The sequence below is a fragment of the Paenibacillus sp. FSL E2-0178 genome, from assembly GCF_038593005.1.
Lineage (GTDB): Bacteria > Bacillota > Bacilli > Paenibacillales > Paenibacillaceae > Paenibacillus_AQ > Paenibacillus_AQ phytohabitans.
Genome location: NZ_CP151953.1, coordinates 1,252,753 through 1,270,739 on the forward strand (window position 1 = coordinate 1,252,753; position 17,987 = coordinate 1,270,739).

Below are 17,987 nucleotides of genomic sequence, written 5' to 3' on the forward strand. Positions count from 1 at the left end.
CTATAATCTCCTTATATGGTACTGCATCATATCTTCCTGCTCAGACTTACTGTAAATTCGGGCTTGGTCTGGTAGGCCATATAAGCGACTGTACCGTCAAATGCCAGATAAGCTTCATAACGGGTGCGGATAGCAGGGCTGGTAATCATCTCAAGCACTTTATCCCGGCTGACCCAACAGCTCTCCGCTGTTTCATCCGATGTTGCTAATGCCCCGCCGATTGGCCGGCACACATAGTCCAGCATCACTTTGGTCGGGACATCGGTTACACCGTCATGCCATTTGTACATCCCCGTATTGGAATACACGCCGATCAGCTGGTCAACCACAGTGAGGATGCCACTTTCCTCCTGTATTTCACGGGTTAGCGCATCCATCAGGTTCTCTCCTGACTCCACTTGACCTCCGGGGAACACCCAGCCGCCATGAAACGTTCGGACCAGCAAAATTTCTCCTTGCCCATTCTCAACAATCCCGCCGACCGCCACAATATGAGTAGGCATAGACACGGCAATCACTCCGTTCAATGGTAGGATTATTGCGCACCAAATTCCACTTGTTCAATAGATCTGCTTTCATTGGCATTTCCGCTCAGTTGCTTGATATATTCTGTTACTCTCGCGATTAACGTCGGATATATCCCTGGATACGTAACCGTTTCCGGAATTTCTCTGAATCTGCGAATCTCCTCCATTTCATATGGGGGCAGGGGGCCGAACTTATCTACAGCTGCAAAGTACAGCATCCCGTAGCTCGCGGGTACTTCTTCACTTCTCACCGAATATACGCATATAGGGTATAACTTGTACGCCTCAGCGCCTGTTTCCTCATACAGCTCCCTGGCGGCAGCTTCATCAGGACTCTCTCCTGCTTCAATATGTCCTCCGGCAAATTCCCATGTGGACCGCTCGCGGTGCCGCACCAGAACCCAGTCTTCACCTTGCTTCATGACAATCACAACATACTTAAGACTAACCTCAGGCATTTCAGATTCATGCAAAGTTACGATCATTAGAAGAACTCCTTCGGCTTCATTATGTATAATGGAATGATTGAGAGATATTCCCAGACAACCGCCATCATTATATTATAAAATCTTTTCTGTGTCGCTCAACTTTTTCGCTGCAAAAAAGCCCCACTCACATTCAGCGGGACCTGCACCTTATCTTATCATCTACCACCAGTAAAGGGGTTAATCTAACCTGTCAAATCACAGCCCACCTTCTTCTCTTCCGCCGTGATCCGCTTCCCCAGAGTAGCATAGTACTGCCTCCTATTTATTCTCTAATAAATTCCATATATCAGCCAACCTATTTCTTCGTTATAAAAAATTCTTGCCATTCCCTCACATCATATGGTATTATAAATTTCGTTGCAGGACGGTAGCTCAGCGGGAGAGCACTATCTTGACAGGGTAGGGGTCATGGGTTCGAACCCCATCCGTCCTATAGAGGTTTAATACCATATCTCAGCTTAAAACCCTTGATACATAAGGGTTTTTTGTTTGCTTACTTTCAATATTATACTTACTTTTTTCATATATCATATTAGCAGGGGGCATTCTGGGGTGCGCAAAAAGCTGTCCAACATTCTTTCCTTAATGCAACTTTTCAAAATAAAAAAATAGGGGGCATTTTCTGCCACCTATGTTCGTTAACCCAAGTACCACTTTATGAAGTTTCTCTTTGGTATCTTATACAATTTCCCGACTCGTATACTGTAGAACTGTTTCGATTCAATTAGATTATATGTAGAGTTCTTGCTCAATCCCAAGAATTCTTGAATATCTTTTGGTTCCATCGGTTCGGGTAAATTACGAAGCCGTTTCACGACTTTCTTGTCTAATTATAGATTAATGTTTGTCACCCTCTTGTAATGTAATAAGAGGCTTTCTAAGCCCCTTTCTCAGCTTTGTGCTACAATTGCCCCAATCCTCCTTTGACTCTTCTGCAGCGTCCTCAAACGGTTTGGGGCAATGAGTTAATTGCCTCCGTGATAAACTCCTTTATGTGATAATGCCAGTTTACTTTCTTCTTAAATCCCTTAATCTCAATACCAATCTCTTCGCAGATTCCAATTGGAATACTCGATTTGTTTATCTTTACTTTATACTTATTTTCTTTGATCTGGTTTTGTGCTATGTATTGGTATTTGACAAACTCTTGAATTGGTACAAAAAACACCCTATTTTGCGGCTCACGGAAATTCATTACAAACCCTGAAATAACACCTTCATATGTATTTGCTTCAACTAACTTATCAATTTGATGCTGCTTAATTATACTTTCATCAAAGCTAAACCTGTTCTCTTTTGTTGACTTCAATTCCAGTGTAAATAAATGAGATCGAGCGAACATCATACAGTCGTAATCGTTTTTAGTTACCTTTACTCGTTGCCGAAGATCTGGAGGTATAAAAGTATCCTTAATTCTCGTAAAGAAAATTTTTTCATCAACATTTTCAGCAGATGACTGAAAGTTCTCCTCAAACTTCTTTCCTTCTTTTACAGCCATTCGCGCATTGTCTCCAATCGCTCATCAAATGACTTTATTTCTTCATCCAGCATTTTTTCATATTTATCTTCTTTTATGTACCCTTTATTATTAAACCCTTCAATTCGCTTAATCATAAATTTCTTCAATTCTTCTACCAATGCCATGTTATGTCCTACTAAATTCAAACTATCATTCTCCTTTATTATCAGTTAACGTAAATATTCTTGCTTCTACTGCCTTTTTAACGCAATCTCTTTCATCATGTACCGATAAACCATAGATATCTAAAATCTCACCACATTCTATTTCAAAAATTGTAATGACCTCTCCGCAACCCGCACAAGTTGAATATTCAATTACCTCCCTTTCTTGTGAATCGGGGAAGTGGTGAATGTGATATGCAGTTTGGTACATATCTAAATTGTAGTTATCATTATATTTATTCATAAATCTCATTATCTCTCGTTTCTAAGAGATAATGCATAGATTCGGTCAGTAATAGTTTATAATAATTGTCTGAGATTGAGCGGTCGAGTAGTTTCTCAACAGATGTCTTAGATAGTTTTATGAATTACTCTTGTTCATTCATTTTTTACCGGACTCCTTTTGAATGTATTTTGTGTAACCAGTAATCCAAACATCGGTTTGATCTGTTGGCTTAAATCCTCCCGCACCATCAGGCACTTGACGCTGCTTCTTTTGGTGACTTGTAATCTCAATCATATCGCCTTTCTGAATGACGAGCTTTTTATCTTTATTATTAAAGGTTTTCTTGTCCATTTTGAAATTGTATTCTTCTCCTGTTTTTAGACGATACAATTTCAATTTAGGACTATATTTAGTATCCAAGTCCGTTACAACACACCAGTTTGATTCTACATTTGGATAAGTTGTAGTTATGTATCCCGTTACCTCTGATTCAAACATTACGACTTCATTTGGTAGTAGTTCTAGGTAATTATTTAATGATCGGATACTTTCTTCAGCCGACCTCAACTCTTCTAGGCGTTTAAGTTTTGTTTTTTCAACATAAGTCTTTTTATACTGAACTTTTCCACTTGAAAATTCATTATAGATGGCAAGTAATAATCCGCACGTTCCAAATTTCGAGAAGAAGTTGAGCCTGATAAGGATATCAAGTTGTCGAGTATTTACTGATGTTTTTTCTGTGATATCAACTAATAAATCAATAAAGTACTCATAAGTATTTATTCTCAACAACAGAAGCTCCTCGGCTATTTTAGCGTTAAGGAATTTGATTGATTCAAGACCTTTATATATAGTTCTGTCTTCTTCGGTATAAGAATAATTCGCATTTGATTTACCAAACTTAATCGGAGAGATCTTGATATCTCTTGTTTTAGCATAATTTATGATCTGTCCCGTTTTATCAATGTCGTCTTTATTGATATTCAACATGACAGTAAGGAAAGCCAATGGATAATAATATCTAAGATATCCATTTCCATATCCAATATGGGAATAAGGGTTGGAGTGATTATCTGAAAAACCATACCGCTGTGCATCGTCAATAACTTGCAGAAAAGGATCGAGAATAGAAAGTGCTGATTGTTCAGTTTCATTGTATTCGCTTTTCAATTTATCGACGAAACGCTTTCTAATTTCAGGCAAAAATTCTTCAGTGCCTTCTTTTTTTGACAACCCACGACGAACAGAATCGCTCTCAGCCATAGAAAAATTACAGAACTCTACTAAGAAGTTCATAATTTGTTCCTGATAGACTAAATAGCCCAGTGTGTTGTTCAAGAATTCGTTAAGCGCCTTGTGTCCATGGTCTTTAAAAATGCCATTTGCCAAAGCCTGTCTGTATGAATCACCAGAAGGACGAATAGCACCATTGCCAATAGAAAACAACTCAATATAGTTAAAATCAGGGTACTGTTCTTTAATTCTTTTTATGGTTGTTTCGCTAAGTAAATCCTTCAAATATGCTTGAGCAGATGCACTCTCCCACTGAAATATACCCAAGCCTGACTCTCTAATTGAATTCCACACATCTTCATCGTTAACATTCATATTATCGGGTACTAGCCTGTCGATCCCAGTTAGTTTACAGGCTTCATTTATAATTTCAATATTATCCAGTCCAAGAATATCTAGTTTTACATAATTTAAACTGTCAAGCTCTTTCATATTAATTTGACTTACAGGGTACTTACTTTCCTTCGTGAAGCAAAGTCCGATATTCCCTTCAAGACTGATTGGCGAAACAACATAACCAGATGGGTGAGATCCTATACTTACTATTACTCCCTTGACAAGTTCAACGTATTTAAATAATTCTGGATACATTTCTATGTATTTTGAATCAACCGCATCTTCTTTTTTCTCATTTTTATAAACTGATTTTGCAATCTGATCTATGGTTGACAAATCCATGTCTAATGCTCGACCAATTTCTCTTATTGCTCCTTTGAGCGCTACAGTATTGAAAGTAATGATTTCTGAAAAATGAATACCTGGAATGGTCGATACATAATCTATAACTTCTTGCCGCTTTGATGGGGGCCAATCCAGGTCGATATCGGCAAGTGAGATACGTTCGGGGTTTAAGAATCGGAAAAAGTTTAATTTATGTTTAATACTGTCCATTTCTGTAATCTTCAGCAGATATGCTATTAAACTGCCATTAACAGATCCTCTACCATATCCCTGATATATCTCATTTTTATGCGCCCAATCCACGACTTCCTTTTGTAGAAGCATGTAATCTATTGCTCCGACTTTCTTATATGTATCAAACTCTTCTCTTATTCGTTCAAAATATTGCTGTTTCTTTTCTGGAGGAAATTTATTTATGCCTCGATCTACAACTCCGATATTAATCTTTTCTTTAAACACTCTCTCTGAGTCATCGTGCAACTTTGGGTATTTAGGCGAATCATCTATTTTAAATTCATCAATCATATCTACAAGCACATTTGTATTATGAATCGCCTCAAGATATACATTTCTTGGAACGGAATCTTGATCTTGAAACATCTTAACCATTTCTGGATAAGTCTTAAATGTTAAATCAAAAGCATCTTCGTCTCCATAAGTTGCCTTTTTAGCCTTCATTAGTATTGTTCTTGCTTCAGCATGAGACTGATTTAGGGCGTGGGTATCTGTAGCTGCGATAAGCGGGATACCTGTTGTTTTTGATAGATCATAAAGATGTTGATTGAATAGCTTTTGTTCGGGATGCATATGATATTGAATCTCAAAAAACATTCTATGTTTATTATTTACAAAGAAATCCATTAACTTGTTCATCATCTGTTTGTTATCGTTCTTGATGGCTCTCCACAGGGGGGACGCGAGGCAAGCGGATGTCATAATAATATTGTCTGAAGTGTTAAACAAATCATCGAACGATAATCGCGGATTGTAATATTTATGACCATCTTCTTGGTTATTAGAAAGAGACGTGAGTCTGTTCAACTCTTGTACTCCATCCCAGTTCTTACTAATTAACATGTAATGGTAATTATCACGGATTAAGCCCTTTTCTTTATCTATGTATTCAGTGAGATATACTTCATTAGCGTGGATATATTTCATATTTTTCTTTTCTAGCGCCTGTTTCTTTTTTACCCAGTTGAAGATATTACCATGCTCAGAGAAGCAAATTGTTCTCATTTGTGCCTGTTCTGCTGCTTCTATGTATTGTTCAAATTTAGTAACCGAATCGACGCTCATCGATGTGGACGGATTGCTTAGATGAGAATGAAGATGATATTTTACATAATTATCTATAGAAAATTCCCCTTTCTAAACATTTGATAAAATAATGATATTATCAGCAAATTCGACTCAAAAAACCCTTTAAAATCAACGTTTTTCACCACCCCCTAGACGAAATATGAGCATCCTTATATGTATAAAGTAGGCTTAGCCTACTTTTATATTCCACCTAAAAATGAATCTAAAATGTCATCAAGCGATTTATCATCATCAATCAATATTTTAACGTCAGATTCTTCTCCTTCAACGAGGCATGTAAATTCTATATTCTTTTCAATGGGAGTACCAAAGAACAATAACCTTAATGCTTTTCTAACTACATCACTTTTATCCTCGTGCTCTGGTAACTCCTCAAAAGCTCTAATCAAATCTTTGTCTTTTCCTGGCCTCAGCCTTGCTCTAGCTACTATTTCCATAGGCGAGCACTTATCTTTCCATAACCATTTAGCTGAGTAAGTTGATCAAACAGTATTTTATTTGGAAGATCTAAGTATTCATAAATTAAGTGAGCTGCTCCACCACCAATCAGATAATAATCAAAAGTAATATTTAAACTTTCAATCTCATTTTGAATTTGTTGAGCCAATGCTCTGAATGCTCTATTTATTAAATGCCCAATATTTCTCCCTTCATATACTCCAGACATAACATAGGGATCTAATTCATATTTTGCAGGAGATTTTCCGATGTGCGATTGCAAATAGGTTTGTAGTAACTTATAAGCATTATCAACACCTAAAAGATGAGCAGAAGATTCTTTCATTATTTCCATTTTATCCAGCCCAATTAATCCCAATGTATAAAAACCTAAATCTACAACTAGTACTTTTGATTTGGCTATTTTATGTCGTTCAATACTTCCATCTGCTTTTAGTATGTAATCCATCGCAATTCCATAACCCTGCGGGACAATTTTACATTCATTTATAGTTATTTTCGATTCATAACTTTTACTCTTACCTTTTCTAACTTTAAATTGTGGAGCATCGTTGAGTTTCATGATTGTTTGCACAAATTCATCTCTTTGCTTAAAGTAGAAGTTTAATGGTAATCCCGTAAGTAGATTAATAGGATTTGACCTCGCAAGACTTCCAATGGCAGTCTTTAATATTACTTCACTTGTTTTAGCTTCCGATTTATTATTGTGCATTGAAAAGTACTTGATATCGCTATGTCTTAAAGCTAAGTTTCCAACAAATAATTTGTCGTTAAATACATGATCATCAGGCCTAACATTCATTTCAAACATGGGTTTTGACTCGCCTATTATAGATGGCTGCAGATAAGATTTATTCCCAAACCTTCCCTTTGTCCAACTAAATCCTAAGTCTAATTCATAATGTGGCAGCAATGCTATAACCTCCTTAGTGTATAGATGAGGCTATTTGTGCTTATATGTAGCCTCTAACTAACTCAATTATAGCACTTTTATTTATATTTGAATAGTTATTTTTTGTTTATTTAAACATTACATTAAATCATATATATTGGATAATTCCTCAAACACACTTTATCACTCTCATCAATGACATACCAATCAACACTCAGCAGATAAGTAGAAACACTCAATAATTACCACTTTTCCTATTACAAATTAAAACAATAAGACAAGAAACAAATAACGCCAATGAAATCCCAAAAATTAAGATGGGCCAATTATAGAATAAAGTATTAGTATATTGGTTGATCAAACTAAAACGAAAAACAACGGAGTCTCTTTCGCTTGAGAATCCATTTAAATTTTTTTCTAATATATTGATTACTCTTAATTCTGCAAAAACCATCGAGATTAGGATAATTACAGAAAGAGTTGTAATTACAATTTTAATTAATTTGTTTGATATTCTTTTCATGTAGCCCACAAATATGAATACGAGGAATGTTAGAGTTATAGACAAAAATATCCACGATAATGACAATGCTATTAATCCAGGATTTCCATTTCCGGAAATCCCCCGTCCTACTCTGTACTTGAAGGTAGTAATGTCTACTGCAAAAACACAGAGAATACAAAGTATCAGACCTATTAGTGTTACCCAGTGCTTCAGTTTCATAAGTATACCTCCATTTAAATGGGTACTCCGCTAAACAAATATAAGATATAAGTAGTATTTATTATCTAGCGGAGATGGCTACTACTACGTTTGTGGGAATGTTAGAATCATACCAAAGTCGTCATCATTCGTTAACCAGTTGATCCATTGTGTAGCAGTATAGTTTTCGCCATAATCTGGGTCTTTGACGCCAAAGTAATCTACACCTGAAACTGTTTTGAATCCATTTCCGGCAACAAAATGATAATTAGTGTAAGAATCACTACTTACAAAATAATTATATCGAATTGCAACTGGATTATTACTCATAATTGCATCTTTATATACTCCGTAGTTTCCAACTCCAGAATTATATGACATCCCTCTAAAATAAAGAGTGTAATCATGATTTAAATGAGTTAACAAACCAGTATACGCAGATGAAAGAGAAGTTCCTATACTCCCCGTACCCAGGTCAGTGTACAAATGATTAATAAAGGCAGCATCTCCGAAATAATAATAAGAGCCTTTTAAGGAGTATCCCCTTACATAATTATAATAATTTACGATCATAGCAGCGGTAGCAGGGCCACATGAAGTTGTTGGGTGGTTAACTCCAGGAGTTCTTTGCCAAACACGTGTTAAGGCAAGTTCTTTTGATGTAGGATAAACGACCATAGGAGTAATTGACTTTTCAGAAGATAGGTATTTATCCCAGACAGGGACACTGCTTTCCGGTGTCTTTTTGAGAGTTCGCAATCCTGAGTTTTGCTCTGATGACTTATTATCAATGTTAACACTTTTTGATAATAATTCACTGCCGCTATCCGAATATATAATTTGCAGACCTAAGAAGTATCCTTTTGAACCTTTCGTTTTATCGAATTCGAGAGTTCCTAGACCAAATTGAAGTATTGGCCCTCTCTCTTTAATGGCTGATACAACAATATAGCCATTTTGTTTATTATCAAAGTTAACTAAGAAATAATATGCAGATTCTGTTTCATCTAAATCATAAAAGGTTTCTGAGTATGCTAAAGTAGATTGATTCCAATTTTCTATTCCAGATTCTTGAAGAAAACGTTCTCCAACTATCTGTGCAGTTTGAATGCTAACTGCGCTTTTTTGATCTTTGTTTTCTATGCCCTGGACATTCTCTCCGGCTGCATATGCAGATGAAGTTATCATAAGCACCAGTGTTAAGACAGCAAGAAATATCCCTTTACGAAATTTCATTCCTATCATTCTCCTTTGTGTTATTATGAAACACCAATATCTTAAAAAGAAATTCTCCTTTCCTAAATTTGTAAGCGCCTACATCCAAACTATACCATTCTTTTTTTATCTTAACCATATTAAGGTATTTATTTCACTATTTTGACATATAAATAACAATGTCATTATTAATAAAATATATTTATTTTTGTCTTTAAAAGCTTCTGCATGTATTTGTTAGTTCTTCAAACCAAGTTTTATCACCTATCATCAAAGACATATCTATTAATTCCCTTAGCTCATCACTCTTAAATTTAGCTATATCATCATGAAATACCTTGCGCTGAAATCAATTAATTCCATTACCTCATTATTATTATATGTATTTCTTAATCTCTCACCATCTTGAACCTTAAATTTGAATTCAACCCTTATCAGTTCTAGATGCTGCCTCGAAATAACCCCCCCAAGTTTTTGATAGGTAATATACTTAGTTACTATCTGACCATAGTTATCAAGAATAGGATATTTAAAAATGCAATCATCAAGATCTTCGATATGTCCACTCTAAAACATATTTATCGTATCTGAGCCAGTTGATATTAGTTTTAATTGTTGTTGGTGTCTGACCAAGTTGCATACTCAGTTGTTCTCTGACAATTTCTAAGATTTGAGTCTTGGTTAAAGCAATCATAAATTCACCTCTTCATATGAAATCAAAGTTTTATTCGAAATATAAAATTGATTAGATTTTAATTATTGCTAATAATACTAATAATTTGTAAGCTTATCTCTATATAAAATCGAAAGGATGTGTTTCATTATGTATAAAGATATCACTGAGTTTAGTCTAGAAATCAAATATTCACCAAAGCATGATACATATGGTATAGATATGAAGATACTCACTGGGATAGAGTGTAAGCAATCTTTTGTGTGCTTTGAAAGAGACTATTTTAAAATATTGAAGCATGCAAATGAGATTGCAGCAGATTTAAACATTGAACTAATTAACCCCCTATTATCTGATCCAGAATTAAATGCCGAAGTTCAAAAATTATTTGATCTTAAGTCATCCACCTCAGAACTAATTAGACCAGTTAAGGACAGGCTCAGAGACTACTTTTCTAACCAGGAAAACGACAACTAACAGACATGAGGGGTTAAGCAGTCAATCTTAATCCCTTATAAAATTCAGTTTTTATCTGCTAATTCAGTAAGCAATCTTTCAATCTCATCGTGTGAATATCTCAATGCCATATCTCTTGCAGACCGCCATATATCCTCTTTAATGTTTCTTGCTCTCAAGTCAGACAATACATTGTTGTGGAGAAGTTTTGCATTTCGACAAATGGCTCCGTGTTCTTCTACTCCTAAAGGGATTTTCGTTAAATCCACTGCATACTCTTCTATCGTACAATTCTGTAGCGTAATAGTATTCAAGCCATCTCTTAAAAGCATAGGTATAATTGTGGTCTTGCTCAGTAAATATTGAACAATACACTTTTTCAAACTGCTCTTTATTCATTTCTCCCTCCAACTTTTTATGAAAGTCACATTTCATCGCCAATTATAATCATCTTTTTGTTCTTCCGAGTTTCCCAGTCCAACTAGAATCCAATTCTCTTCTGGCTCTTCTCCACAGCTTCGACATTCCATCTTTGAGATTCGATCAATCAATTTCAGATCGATACCCTCAATAAATAGATTATGTTCACATTTTCTACATTGAAAAATAACTTCATTTTTGTTGTCCATCATTTCCTCCTCCTGATAAAAGCAGCCGCTATCTTTTAGACATTTCTTCTGGTTTAATTTCTACTTCAATACAATCAAAGTGTCTAACTTTAATTTCCCTGCGATCTTGTCGTGTGGGGTCTCCGAAATACTCGTAATCCTTCCTATCTTGATAAACAATTTTAACTCCAACAGAATTAAATCCAAGAGTGTCTACGTGCTTCTTAACGATTTCTCGAACTTCATCTTGAGTAAATTTAATAATCATATAATCACTTCCTTTCATCATGAAATTCATCTTTCATGTGCTATTCTCCTATTAATTCTTTGAGGGAGACTAACACCTCCCCTTATTTGGAATTTTATGAGGCATCTTTCTTTGTTCCTTTTTCTACAATGGGTTCAAGTTGAGCCAATGCTTTTAACTGAGTAATGTCCTGTGGACTTATATTATTCCACTTAATATATACTCTCGATAATTGATTTACTGGTTTGTTGCTCCTTGTTGATAGATAATCTTTATAAAACCTATTACCAACTAACTGAGCAAAACGTTCGAATCCAGTAGTCTTCTTAATTTCTCCAACATTGCCCAGATATTTTTTTATTGCTCTTGGTGATAAATGATAAGCATAAAAAACGCAATCTAAACCTTTATCATGCGCAAACAAAACAGATTGAGCAACCATTGACAGAAAAACATCAAAGTCTCCCTTTGCTTTGTTTCCCATGTGTATCTCAATTAACATTCGTGACCTGTAGATTGACTTTCCAGGTAACTTACGTGACTTAAATCTCAAATAATAGTATTTAATCACCCACAATAAAACTGAAGCAAGACTCAGAAAATAAAACTCAACTTTTACAAAAGACAACAAGAGAAAAACACTCATGACTACTGAGACAGCCCAATTCATTTCATTTAACGATAGCATTCTTTTTTTCATTTATTTAACTCCCCTTCCAGTTTGGTAGGATTATTATATGTTGGAATTTAGGAAAGTCAAATAGTAAACACGTTCTATATGGTTCTACTGTTTCTTGCTCTTCTTCACAACATCTAAATATCATCAAAACTTGTTATATTTACGATGCCAACCGCAATGCTTACACGTTTCCGAAACCCTCATTCTACTTGTTGTCTGTTTGTAGTCTACGTGATATGTGCTAAACATTTTTTCTTCACGTTTCCCATTTGTGTTTACAGAACCATGTTCTAATAGACCAGATTAGCCATTTCATAGTGATTCTCCCTTATTTATCGAATGTGTTTTATAGCCCTCTTCATTAATCTCAAGAAGATTGAGCTGCTTGCCGTATGCGCAAGCTCCATCCACTCCTATCTTTTCTCCCTTTTCACTAAACCAAATTCCAGCGCTATCTTGTAGGTGAAGTGTTGGAGTGTGTCCAAATATAACTGTCTTATCTGTGTTCATGTTTGGCTGCTTATAAAACATTTCTCGAATCCATATGAAGTCTTCATTGCCCGTTTCCTTCCAGGATTGCTTATATGGATCAACTCCAGCATGAACGAATATGTGTGTCTCCGTTTCGTGATAGTAAGGCAGCTCACTTAGGAAATTAAGATGCTCCGAAGAATGAGTTTTGATCAATCGCTTCGCCTCATCAAATTTATCCCAATCAAAACCTTCTTCAAATAGATCCATTCCGCAATAACTGATTAACGTGCTTATAGCTCCATTTCTAATCCAATGAGCAGCATAAGTTGCATCTGTCTGAGTCATAGCGTCCAGCATCCTCTGATCGTGGTTTCCGCGAAGTGCAATAACATTGTCATGGTTAATCATGTTCATAACTTGGTCGATTACTTGCTTGCTCTTATGGCCTCTGTCTACATAGTCTCCTAAAAGGATGAGCTTATCATTGGGTGGATCATAGTTGGCTTTAGTGAGTAGAGCATTGAATTCGTCATAGCAACCGTGAATATCACTAATAACTAATGTTCTTATAATGCCATCTCCTTGTTAAAATCTGATTTAATTAAATCGATGTTTTTCTTATGTATTTGGTGTGCTCTTTGTCGTGTAATTCCAACCTCACGCCCAATTTCTTCAAAAGTTTTGCCATCAACAAAAAACTTATATGCCACCATTCTTTGCTTGTCATTCATTTTGTTTATTAGAATCTTATTAAATTCGTCTTCAGACACTAATTGAATAACTTCATCTTCTAAAGATGGCAGTATTGTATCGCTAACAATATCTTCTAAATAGTGTTCAACTCCTGAATTCTTATCTATTTTCATTTCACTTTGAAGACTAACGATATTATATTTGCTTCTTCCTTTAAATTTTTGTTTACTTAAAGCTTTTATGTATTCACGTTCAATGCATAGTGTAATGAAAGAAATGCATTTAATCCCTTTAGATTGATCAAATGAGTTGAAGGCTTTTAAAAGTCCTTCAAAACCAAAACTGATCAGATCGTCATATGACAGAAAGGAGTTTGGATTAAACCATTTTCTAGCGAGTTGCTGTACAAGCGGAGCATTATTCTTGAAAAAACCTTCTCTTAGCTCATGGTCATATGTTTTACGATATAGGGCAATGGCGTTCTCATTATTAAATTTCGGATCTCTCTTGAGTTGCTTTAAATTCATTATTTTTCCTTCCTTCTTTATTTTTTCTTAGAATATCGAATTTAGTCTGTCACTTCTTCAATGATATGTTGTAGCTTCCCGATTGACCGTTTGGTTAGATTCTGTTTATGATTCTTCAGCCACAGTTCTAACTTTGATTTGGTCGATTGTCTCTGAGCTGGTTCGTATATTGGCTCCTCATATTCATCGCTTGATTTAATTACTGTACTATACGTTTCATTAACGAAGACCGGGTTGTATTTGCCGATAGAATTTATCCTTGTAAATTCTTCTTGATTTGTTACGGGAATTGCATTATCACCGTGTTCATCAATAAATGATTGAAAGGTCTTATCAGGCAATTCCTTTCTTGTGTTGTAGCTCCAATTATGTTGAATGTATGTCGTATCTGCTGCTCCTTGCCTTATTAAATCAATAGTCTTATCAGAGACCACCCCACTCAGCATTTTTGAAGATAACCATTCCAATTGAAACGAATCTGCTAATTTTCTGTCTCGGTCAATCTTTATATATTCAGGCTTGAAGTCATACCCTTGCGTATACTTCTCATAACCGCACACAAAGAGGCCATTTACAAATACCTTTGACTCATATCGTTCGTCTTCAAGAATTCGTCCATATGTACTTTCAATAACCTTACCAACATCTTGCAGATGAAGGTTGGATTCCACAATCTGTTCATAATCATGAGGGTAGATACCTTGGATTTCAATTGTGAGATTGTTGTCTGGAACCTTAGCCCAGGGGTACTTCTTATCTACGAAAAATGTAAGGATCTCTTCTCCATTGTATCGGCGTGATTTTACAAATCGAGGCTCCCAAACCTCCTTTGCTCCATAGTTAAAGAAAGTTACTTTCTTTTTCAGCCGTGTTAAAACGAGTGTAGCAATCTTATAACCTTCGCCAAATTGACCAATAGTATTTGGATCATCTCTTTTAGTTGAAGAGCCAAGGAGCAACGTTTTAACATCAAGTACAGATAATTTGTTACCTATGTATAACGTTTCGTTTAGTTCATCGTAGTTAAAAAACATTGTATTGTCTTTGGTTGTAGTCTGTTGATCAAGAGCATTTTGAAATAATTCGCGTACAGCATCCACAACTGTCCAATCAGGAACATATTCCTTGGACAAACTTAGTTCGAATTTGCTCAATGAGTTTCCTCCTTTTGTTCATCAATAATCCATCGACTCCAATCAAAGTTTAAAATATCCAGCTCATTAAACAACTGTGTATTTTTTGCTTCCTCAAGCTTTGTTTTCGCCAATTTTAATCCTTCTTCCCAATAAAGAAGATCTGATTGAGCATCTACAATTTTATCAGTGATAATTTCGGTTTTGTCTTCAAGTATACTGAACTCTTTATTCAATGCTTCCTGATTTCTACACCACTTACACAGTAATTCGTTATCATAAGGTCTTAATTCAAATTTAGGTTTTTCTTTACCACAGCCAACACAACTATCTAATTTCATAATAATAGCCCCCCACTAAAACAAATAATTCTCTACGGCATTCCAGAAGACTTCATCGAAAAACTCGTTATTGCCCGCAAATCCACTCATATATGCCAACATAGAACCTAAATCTTCATCCTTAGCCTTTAGAATAATCTCATTCACTCTCCGTTCGTGTTTCTTAACGAAATCATTAATATCAGCCACTACACTCCAACCTTTCTCCCTATGAAATAGATAGTTTACTGAGAATTTTCTAATCAATTGATACTACATCTGAATTAATTACAGAAGGATCATCCACTACAGACTGAAGAATGCTTTGCATTACTCCTGCACAGGCTGTGAACCCTTGATTGGTATACTTTATAAGTCTCCGCATGGTTGATACACCGTAAGGCATCTTGTTGAGTGCCAGCTTCTTTCTTGGAAGATCCCACAATGAGTAATCACCACAATATAAATTGGTTCCGTCATAAGCAAATTGAGTGATAGTAAAATCAAATGAATCTATAACTGCTTCTGCGTCTTTGTAGTAATTGATTTTGATAAGTTGAATCATGACTGGTTCGTTCTTAAACGTAAGGCAATATGTATGATTTGGCTCTGTTTTGCGTGTTAATTTTGCTCCTAATGCAATCAATTCTTTCTCATATGTATCGAACTGTTCTTTACTTCTAAAGAAGAAGTCAAAATCCGAATCAATTTTTATTCCTTGTAGCGTCTTTCTAATTGCACCACCTGCAAGCCATACTCCGCTTCGGATTGAAGGCAATGCATTGAGTACATCATAAATTTGAAGATCATCGACATCATTAGTGAACCTTTGTAGAAAACTTCTCATTTCAAATTGCTGCATGTATTACTCCTTTATTTATATTTATTTTTCAAATTTTCGTACTGTAACTGCCCATCTAATCCAGGGGCGAATGTCTTTACGACTTCCATAGCCTATCCAAGTAGAGCCTACAGGGATGAGACCGAACAGATAAACACGATGTGTTGGATAGGTCATTTTGCTTCCAAGATGCATAATTAAATCCTTTCTTTGGTTTTGATGAAACAGGTATTTGATCATATTTCAGTTGTATTCTTCGTTATAAAAATCATAGAAGCCATCTTCGTACAAATCTTCAGTCAGTTTTTCATTTTCTTCAATGAACCTATCATATATTTCTTTTGATAGCCCTCTATTTTCAGTCGTTATTGCGCAAGGACAGGCTTTTTCCCAACACAATTGATAGTATCCGCAACCATAGTCAGACTCAATTTCATTAAACCTTTGTTGACTTAACATATAATAGCCTCACTTCCTTGATTAAAATGATGATTGGGATTTTCTGCGTAGCCGACCTGAAGGCGCAGACAAAACAATTAATTATTTGACGGAGATGACTGTACAGTTCAGAACATTTTTTAAATTTCACTTGAGATAAAGATATATTGGTCGCTTCTAAAAAGTAGGAGGGACCAGGGATGAAAAAACAAAATGTCTCAGACGGTTGGAACAATGTATGCAGAAAGTTTTGGGTGAGAAGTATCAATAAAAACCGTACATTGCTCTTCTTGTACGAACATCAAGACAAACTGTTGGAGGTGATAGAGATTCTAGAAAACATTCATCACTTACTCTGAGATTGTAATAAAATCTAGAGTTAATCATTACTAACCCTATAACGTGATGGTGGGAGTAAATATTACTCCCGCTTTTTTATGAAACTTGTCTTTCATCCGATTAAATTCCCTAAATCATTGATAAAACGTTCTATCAATACGCATAATTCAGTATATCTTTCATCTGAATTTCCTTTCATTGGGTCATAGTGCAAAGCCAATTACGCATTAAGTTCACCGTAAGTCTTATTTAATTGTTGCTGCTGAATTGCATATAGAATATCTGACATTAGCTATCCCCTTCTTCTGATCCGGTTTCTGATTGGACGTACTACCACTTCAACGAAGAGCATGGCGGGAAATATCCAGAGCCATTCGTACCACTTCACATCATCAAATAGGTTCATCATCAGGTGCGCCCTCCTTGGGTGCTGGGGTAGGCAGGATATCAATTTCAACTGGCTTATCCTAGCTCCAATACTGTGTCGCATGGCCATCTTTAAACGCATCATCCAGTACAGCTTGAATCTTTGCGATGTGTTCCGGCGTTATGCAGTCATTCGCCCGTTCGTCCCAATCTTCGTACATATCTTGATATTCATTTTCGATGTACTGGATAATCATACTTTCAGCATCTGGTCGCCATGTCTCAGGTTTAAGCGTGTACCAGTCTGTGTGTTCATGATGCGGTTCACCAAGGTTAATGATTTCGTGCTTTATTTCCCCGACAGTCCATTTTTCATATTCAGATCCTTCCCGGCCGACTTCAAAATCATTTTCAAGTTCAGAAATCTTCAGCTTAGTCATTGTTCTTATCCTCCTTAAATGTGGGTGCTGGGGTATCTGGGTATAGGGTGGATAAAAGGCCTCTTACACGAAGGAATGTGTCGCTGTCCGAATCTTCAAGAGCGTGTACAAATCCTCCATCTACAGGAACGCTGCCCCAATGTCCGTGATCAATAAATATCCCCAGTAAGTCCTCCACCCCCTCTTTCAGCCGTTGTTCCCGGGCCTCAACGCTGCCCGCATACCTTAAGACAGCCTCGTAGGACTGTTTGTATGTCTTGGCT

The 17,987-nt window shown here is 35.9% G+C and carries 22 protein-coding genes and 1 tRNA gene; 2 read left to right on the forward strand and 21 right to left on the reverse strand.

The features are described from left to right. Nucleotides 1-26 precede the first annotated feature (26 nt). The gene (locus MHI42_RS05615) at nucleotides 27-509 is read right to left on the reverse strand and encodes an NUDIX hydrolase (protein WP_342423055.1); all 483 of its coding nucleotides are present in this window, start codon (nucleotides 507-509) and stop codon (nucleotides 27-29) included. Nucleotides 510-535: 26 nt separating this feature from the next. Then, nucleotides 536-1,012: an NUDIX domain-containing protein gene (locus tag MHI42_RS05620; protein ID WP_342423056.1), complete on the reverse strand. Its 477-nt coding sequence runs from the start codon at nucleotides 1,010-1,012 to the stop codon at nucleotides 536-538. A gap of 364 nt (nucleotides 1,013-1,376) precedes the next feature. On the opposite strand from MHI42_RS05620, the gene MHI42_RS05625 reads away from it, so the two are divergent. Then, nucleotides 1,377-1,448 (forward strand) — tRNA-Val (locus MHI42_RS05625). Between the two features lie 510 nt (nucleotides 1,449-1,958). Here the strand turns inward: MHI42_RS05625 and MHI42_RS05630 are convergent. From MHI42_RS05630 to MHI42_RS05660, 7 genes are all read right to left on the reverse strand, one after another. Then, complete coding sequence (locus MHI42_RS05630; RefSeq protein ID WP_342423057.1) at nucleotides 1,959-2,513, reverse strand: Holliday junction resolvase RecU; 555 nt, start codon at nucleotides 2,511-2,513, stop codon at nucleotides 1,959-1,961. Continuing rightward, on the reverse strand, nucleotides 2,504-2,680 hold the full coding sequence (locus tag MHI42_RS05635; RefSeq protein ID WP_342423058.1) for a hypothetical protein: 177 nt from the start codon (nucleotides 2,678-2,680) through the stop codon (nucleotides 2,504-2,506). The genes MHI42_RS05630 and MHI42_RS05635 overlap by 10 nt, the downstream gene beginning before the upstream one ends. Nucleotides 2,681-2,684: 4 nt before the next feature. Continuing rightward, complete coding sequence (locus MHI42_RS05640; RefSeq protein WP_342423059.1) at nucleotides 2,685-2,942, reverse strand: hypothetical protein; 258 nt, start codon at nucleotides 2,940-2,942, stop codon at nucleotides 2,685-2,687. A 138-nt stretch (nucleotides 2,943-3,080) separates the two neighbouring features. After that, nucleotides 3,081-6,254 (reverse strand): DNA polymerase III subunit alpha, encoded by a 3,174-nt coding sequence (gene dnaE, locus MHI42_RS05645; RefSeq protein WP_342424687.1) that lies wholly within the window; start codon nucleotides 6,252-6,254, stop codon nucleotides 3,081-3,083. Nucleotides 6,255-6,400: 146 nt separating this feature from the next. Continuing rightward, nucleotides 6,401-6,658: a hypothetical protein gene (locus MHI42_RS05650; protein WP_342423060.1), complete on the reverse strand. Its 258-nt coding sequence runs from the start codon at nucleotides 6,656-6,658 to the stop codon at nucleotides 6,401-6,403. After that, a complete protein-coding gene (locus tag MHI42_RS05655; protein ID WP_342423061.1) occupies nucleotides 6,649-7,593 on the reverse strand; it encodes a ParM/StbA family protein in 945 nt (314 codons plus the stop codon). Before MHI42_RS05655 ends, MHI42_RS05650 begins: the two co-directional genes overlap by 10 nt. A 787-nt stretch (nucleotides 7,594-8,380) precedes the next feature. After that, nucleotides 8,381-9,511, reverse strand: coding sequence for a hypothetical protein (locus MHI42_RS05660; RefSeq protein WP_342423062.1), 1,131 nt, complete (start codon nucleotides 9,509-9,511; stop codon nucleotides 8,381-8,383). Between the two features lie 802 nt (nucleotides 9,512-10,313). On the opposite strand from MHI42_RS05660, the gene MHI42_RS05665 reads away from it, so the two are divergent. Further along, nucleotides 10,314-10,640 carry a hypothetical protein gene (locus MHI42_RS05665; protein ID WP_342423063.1) on the forward strand — a complete coding sequence of 109 codons (327 nt, stop codon included), beginning with the start codon at nucleotides 10,314-10,316 and terminating at the stop codon, nucleotides 10,638-10,640. 44 nt (nucleotides 10,641-10,684) lie between these two features. Here the strand turns inward: MHI42_RS05665 and MHI42_RS05670 are convergent, their stop codons facing one another. The 12 genes from MHI42_RS05670 to MHI42_RS05725 form a co-directional block, all read right to left on the reverse strand. Then, nucleotides 10,685-11,002: a hypothetical protein gene (locus MHI42_RS05670; protein ID WP_342423064.1), complete on the reverse strand. Its 318-nt coding sequence runs from the start codon at nucleotides 11,000-11,002 to the stop codon at nucleotides 10,685-10,687. Between the two features lie 48 nt (nucleotides 11,003-11,050). Continuing rightward, nucleotides 11,051-11,251 carry a hypothetical protein gene (locus tag MHI42_RS05675; protein ID WP_342423065.1) on the reverse strand — a complete coding sequence of 67 codons (201 nt, stop codon included), beginning with the start codon at nucleotides 11,249-11,251 and terminating at the stop codon, nucleotides 11,051-11,053. A gap of 25 nt (nucleotides 11,252-11,276) precedes the next feature. Beyond that, nucleotides 11,277-11,495, reverse strand: a complete 219-nt coding sequence (locus tag MHI42_RS05680) for a hypothetical protein (protein ID WP_342423066.1) — start codon at nucleotides 11,493-11,495, stop codon at nucleotides 11,277-11,279. A 94-nt stretch (nucleotides 11,496-11,589) separates the two neighbouring features. Next, nucleotides 11,590-12,174, reverse strand: a complete 585-nt coding sequence (locus tag MHI42_RS05685) for a hypothetical protein (protein ID WP_342423067.1) — start codon at nucleotides 12,172-12,174, stop codon at nucleotides 11,590-11,592. Between the two features lie 291 nt (nucleotides 12,175-12,465). Continuing rightward, nucleotides 12,466-13,200 carry a metallophosphoesterase family protein gene (locus MHI42_RS05690; RefSeq protein ID WP_342424688.1) on the reverse strand — a complete coding sequence of 245 codons (735 nt, stop codon included), beginning with the start codon at nucleotides 13,198-13,200 and terminating at the stop codon, nucleotides 12,466-12,468. Next, the gene (locus tag MHI42_RS05695; protein ID WP_342423068.1) at nucleotides 13,194-13,847 is read right to left on the reverse strand and encodes a sigma-70 family RNA polymerase sigma factor; all 654 of its coding nucleotides are present in this window, start codon (nucleotides 13,845-13,847) and stop codon (nucleotides 13,194-13,196) included. The genes MHI42_RS05690 and MHI42_RS05695 overlap by 7 nt, the downstream gene beginning before the upstream one ends. A gap of 41 nt (nucleotides 13,848-13,888) precedes the next feature. Further along, complete coding sequence (locus tag MHI42_RS05700; RefSeq protein ID WP_342423069.1) at nucleotides 13,889-15,001, reverse strand: hypothetical protein; 1,113 nt, start codon at nucleotides 14,999-15,001, stop codon at nucleotides 13,889-13,891. Continuing rightward, on the reverse strand, nucleotides 14,998-15,321 hold the full coding sequence (locus tag MHI42_RS05705) for a hypothetical protein (RefSeq protein ID WP_342423070.1): 324 nt from the start codon (nucleotides 15,319-15,321) through the stop codon (nucleotides 14,998-15,000). The genes MHI42_RS05700 and MHI42_RS05705 overlap by 4 nt, the downstream gene beginning before the upstream one ends. Nucleotides 15,322-15,336: 15 nt before the next feature. Further along, a complete protein-coding gene (locus tag MHI42_RS05710) occupies nucleotides 15,337-15,468 on the reverse strand; it encodes a hypothetical protein (protein ID WP_342423071.1) in 132 nt (43 codons plus the stop codon). Between the two features lie 91 nt (nucleotides 15,469-15,559). Next, complete coding sequence (locus tag MHI42_RS05715; RefSeq protein WP_342423072.1) at nucleotides 15,560-16,162, reverse strand: hypothetical protein; 603 nt, start codon at nucleotides 16,160-16,162, stop codon at nucleotides 15,560-15,562. Nucleotides 16,163-16,384: 222 nt separating this feature from the next. Beyond that, nucleotides 16,385-16,600: a hypothetical protein gene (locus tag MHI42_RS05720; RefSeq protein WP_342423073.1), complete on the reverse strand. Its 216-nt coding sequence runs from the start codon at nucleotides 16,598-16,600 to the stop codon at nucleotides 16,385-16,387. A gap of 785 nt (nucleotides 16,601-17,385) precedes the next feature. Then, complete coding sequence (locus MHI42_RS05725) at nucleotides 17,386-17,724, reverse strand: hypothetical protein (protein WP_342423074.1); 339 nt, start codon at nucleotides 17,722-17,724, stop codon at nucleotides 17,386-17,388. Between the last annotated feature and the right edge of the window lie 263 nt (nucleotides 17,725-17,987).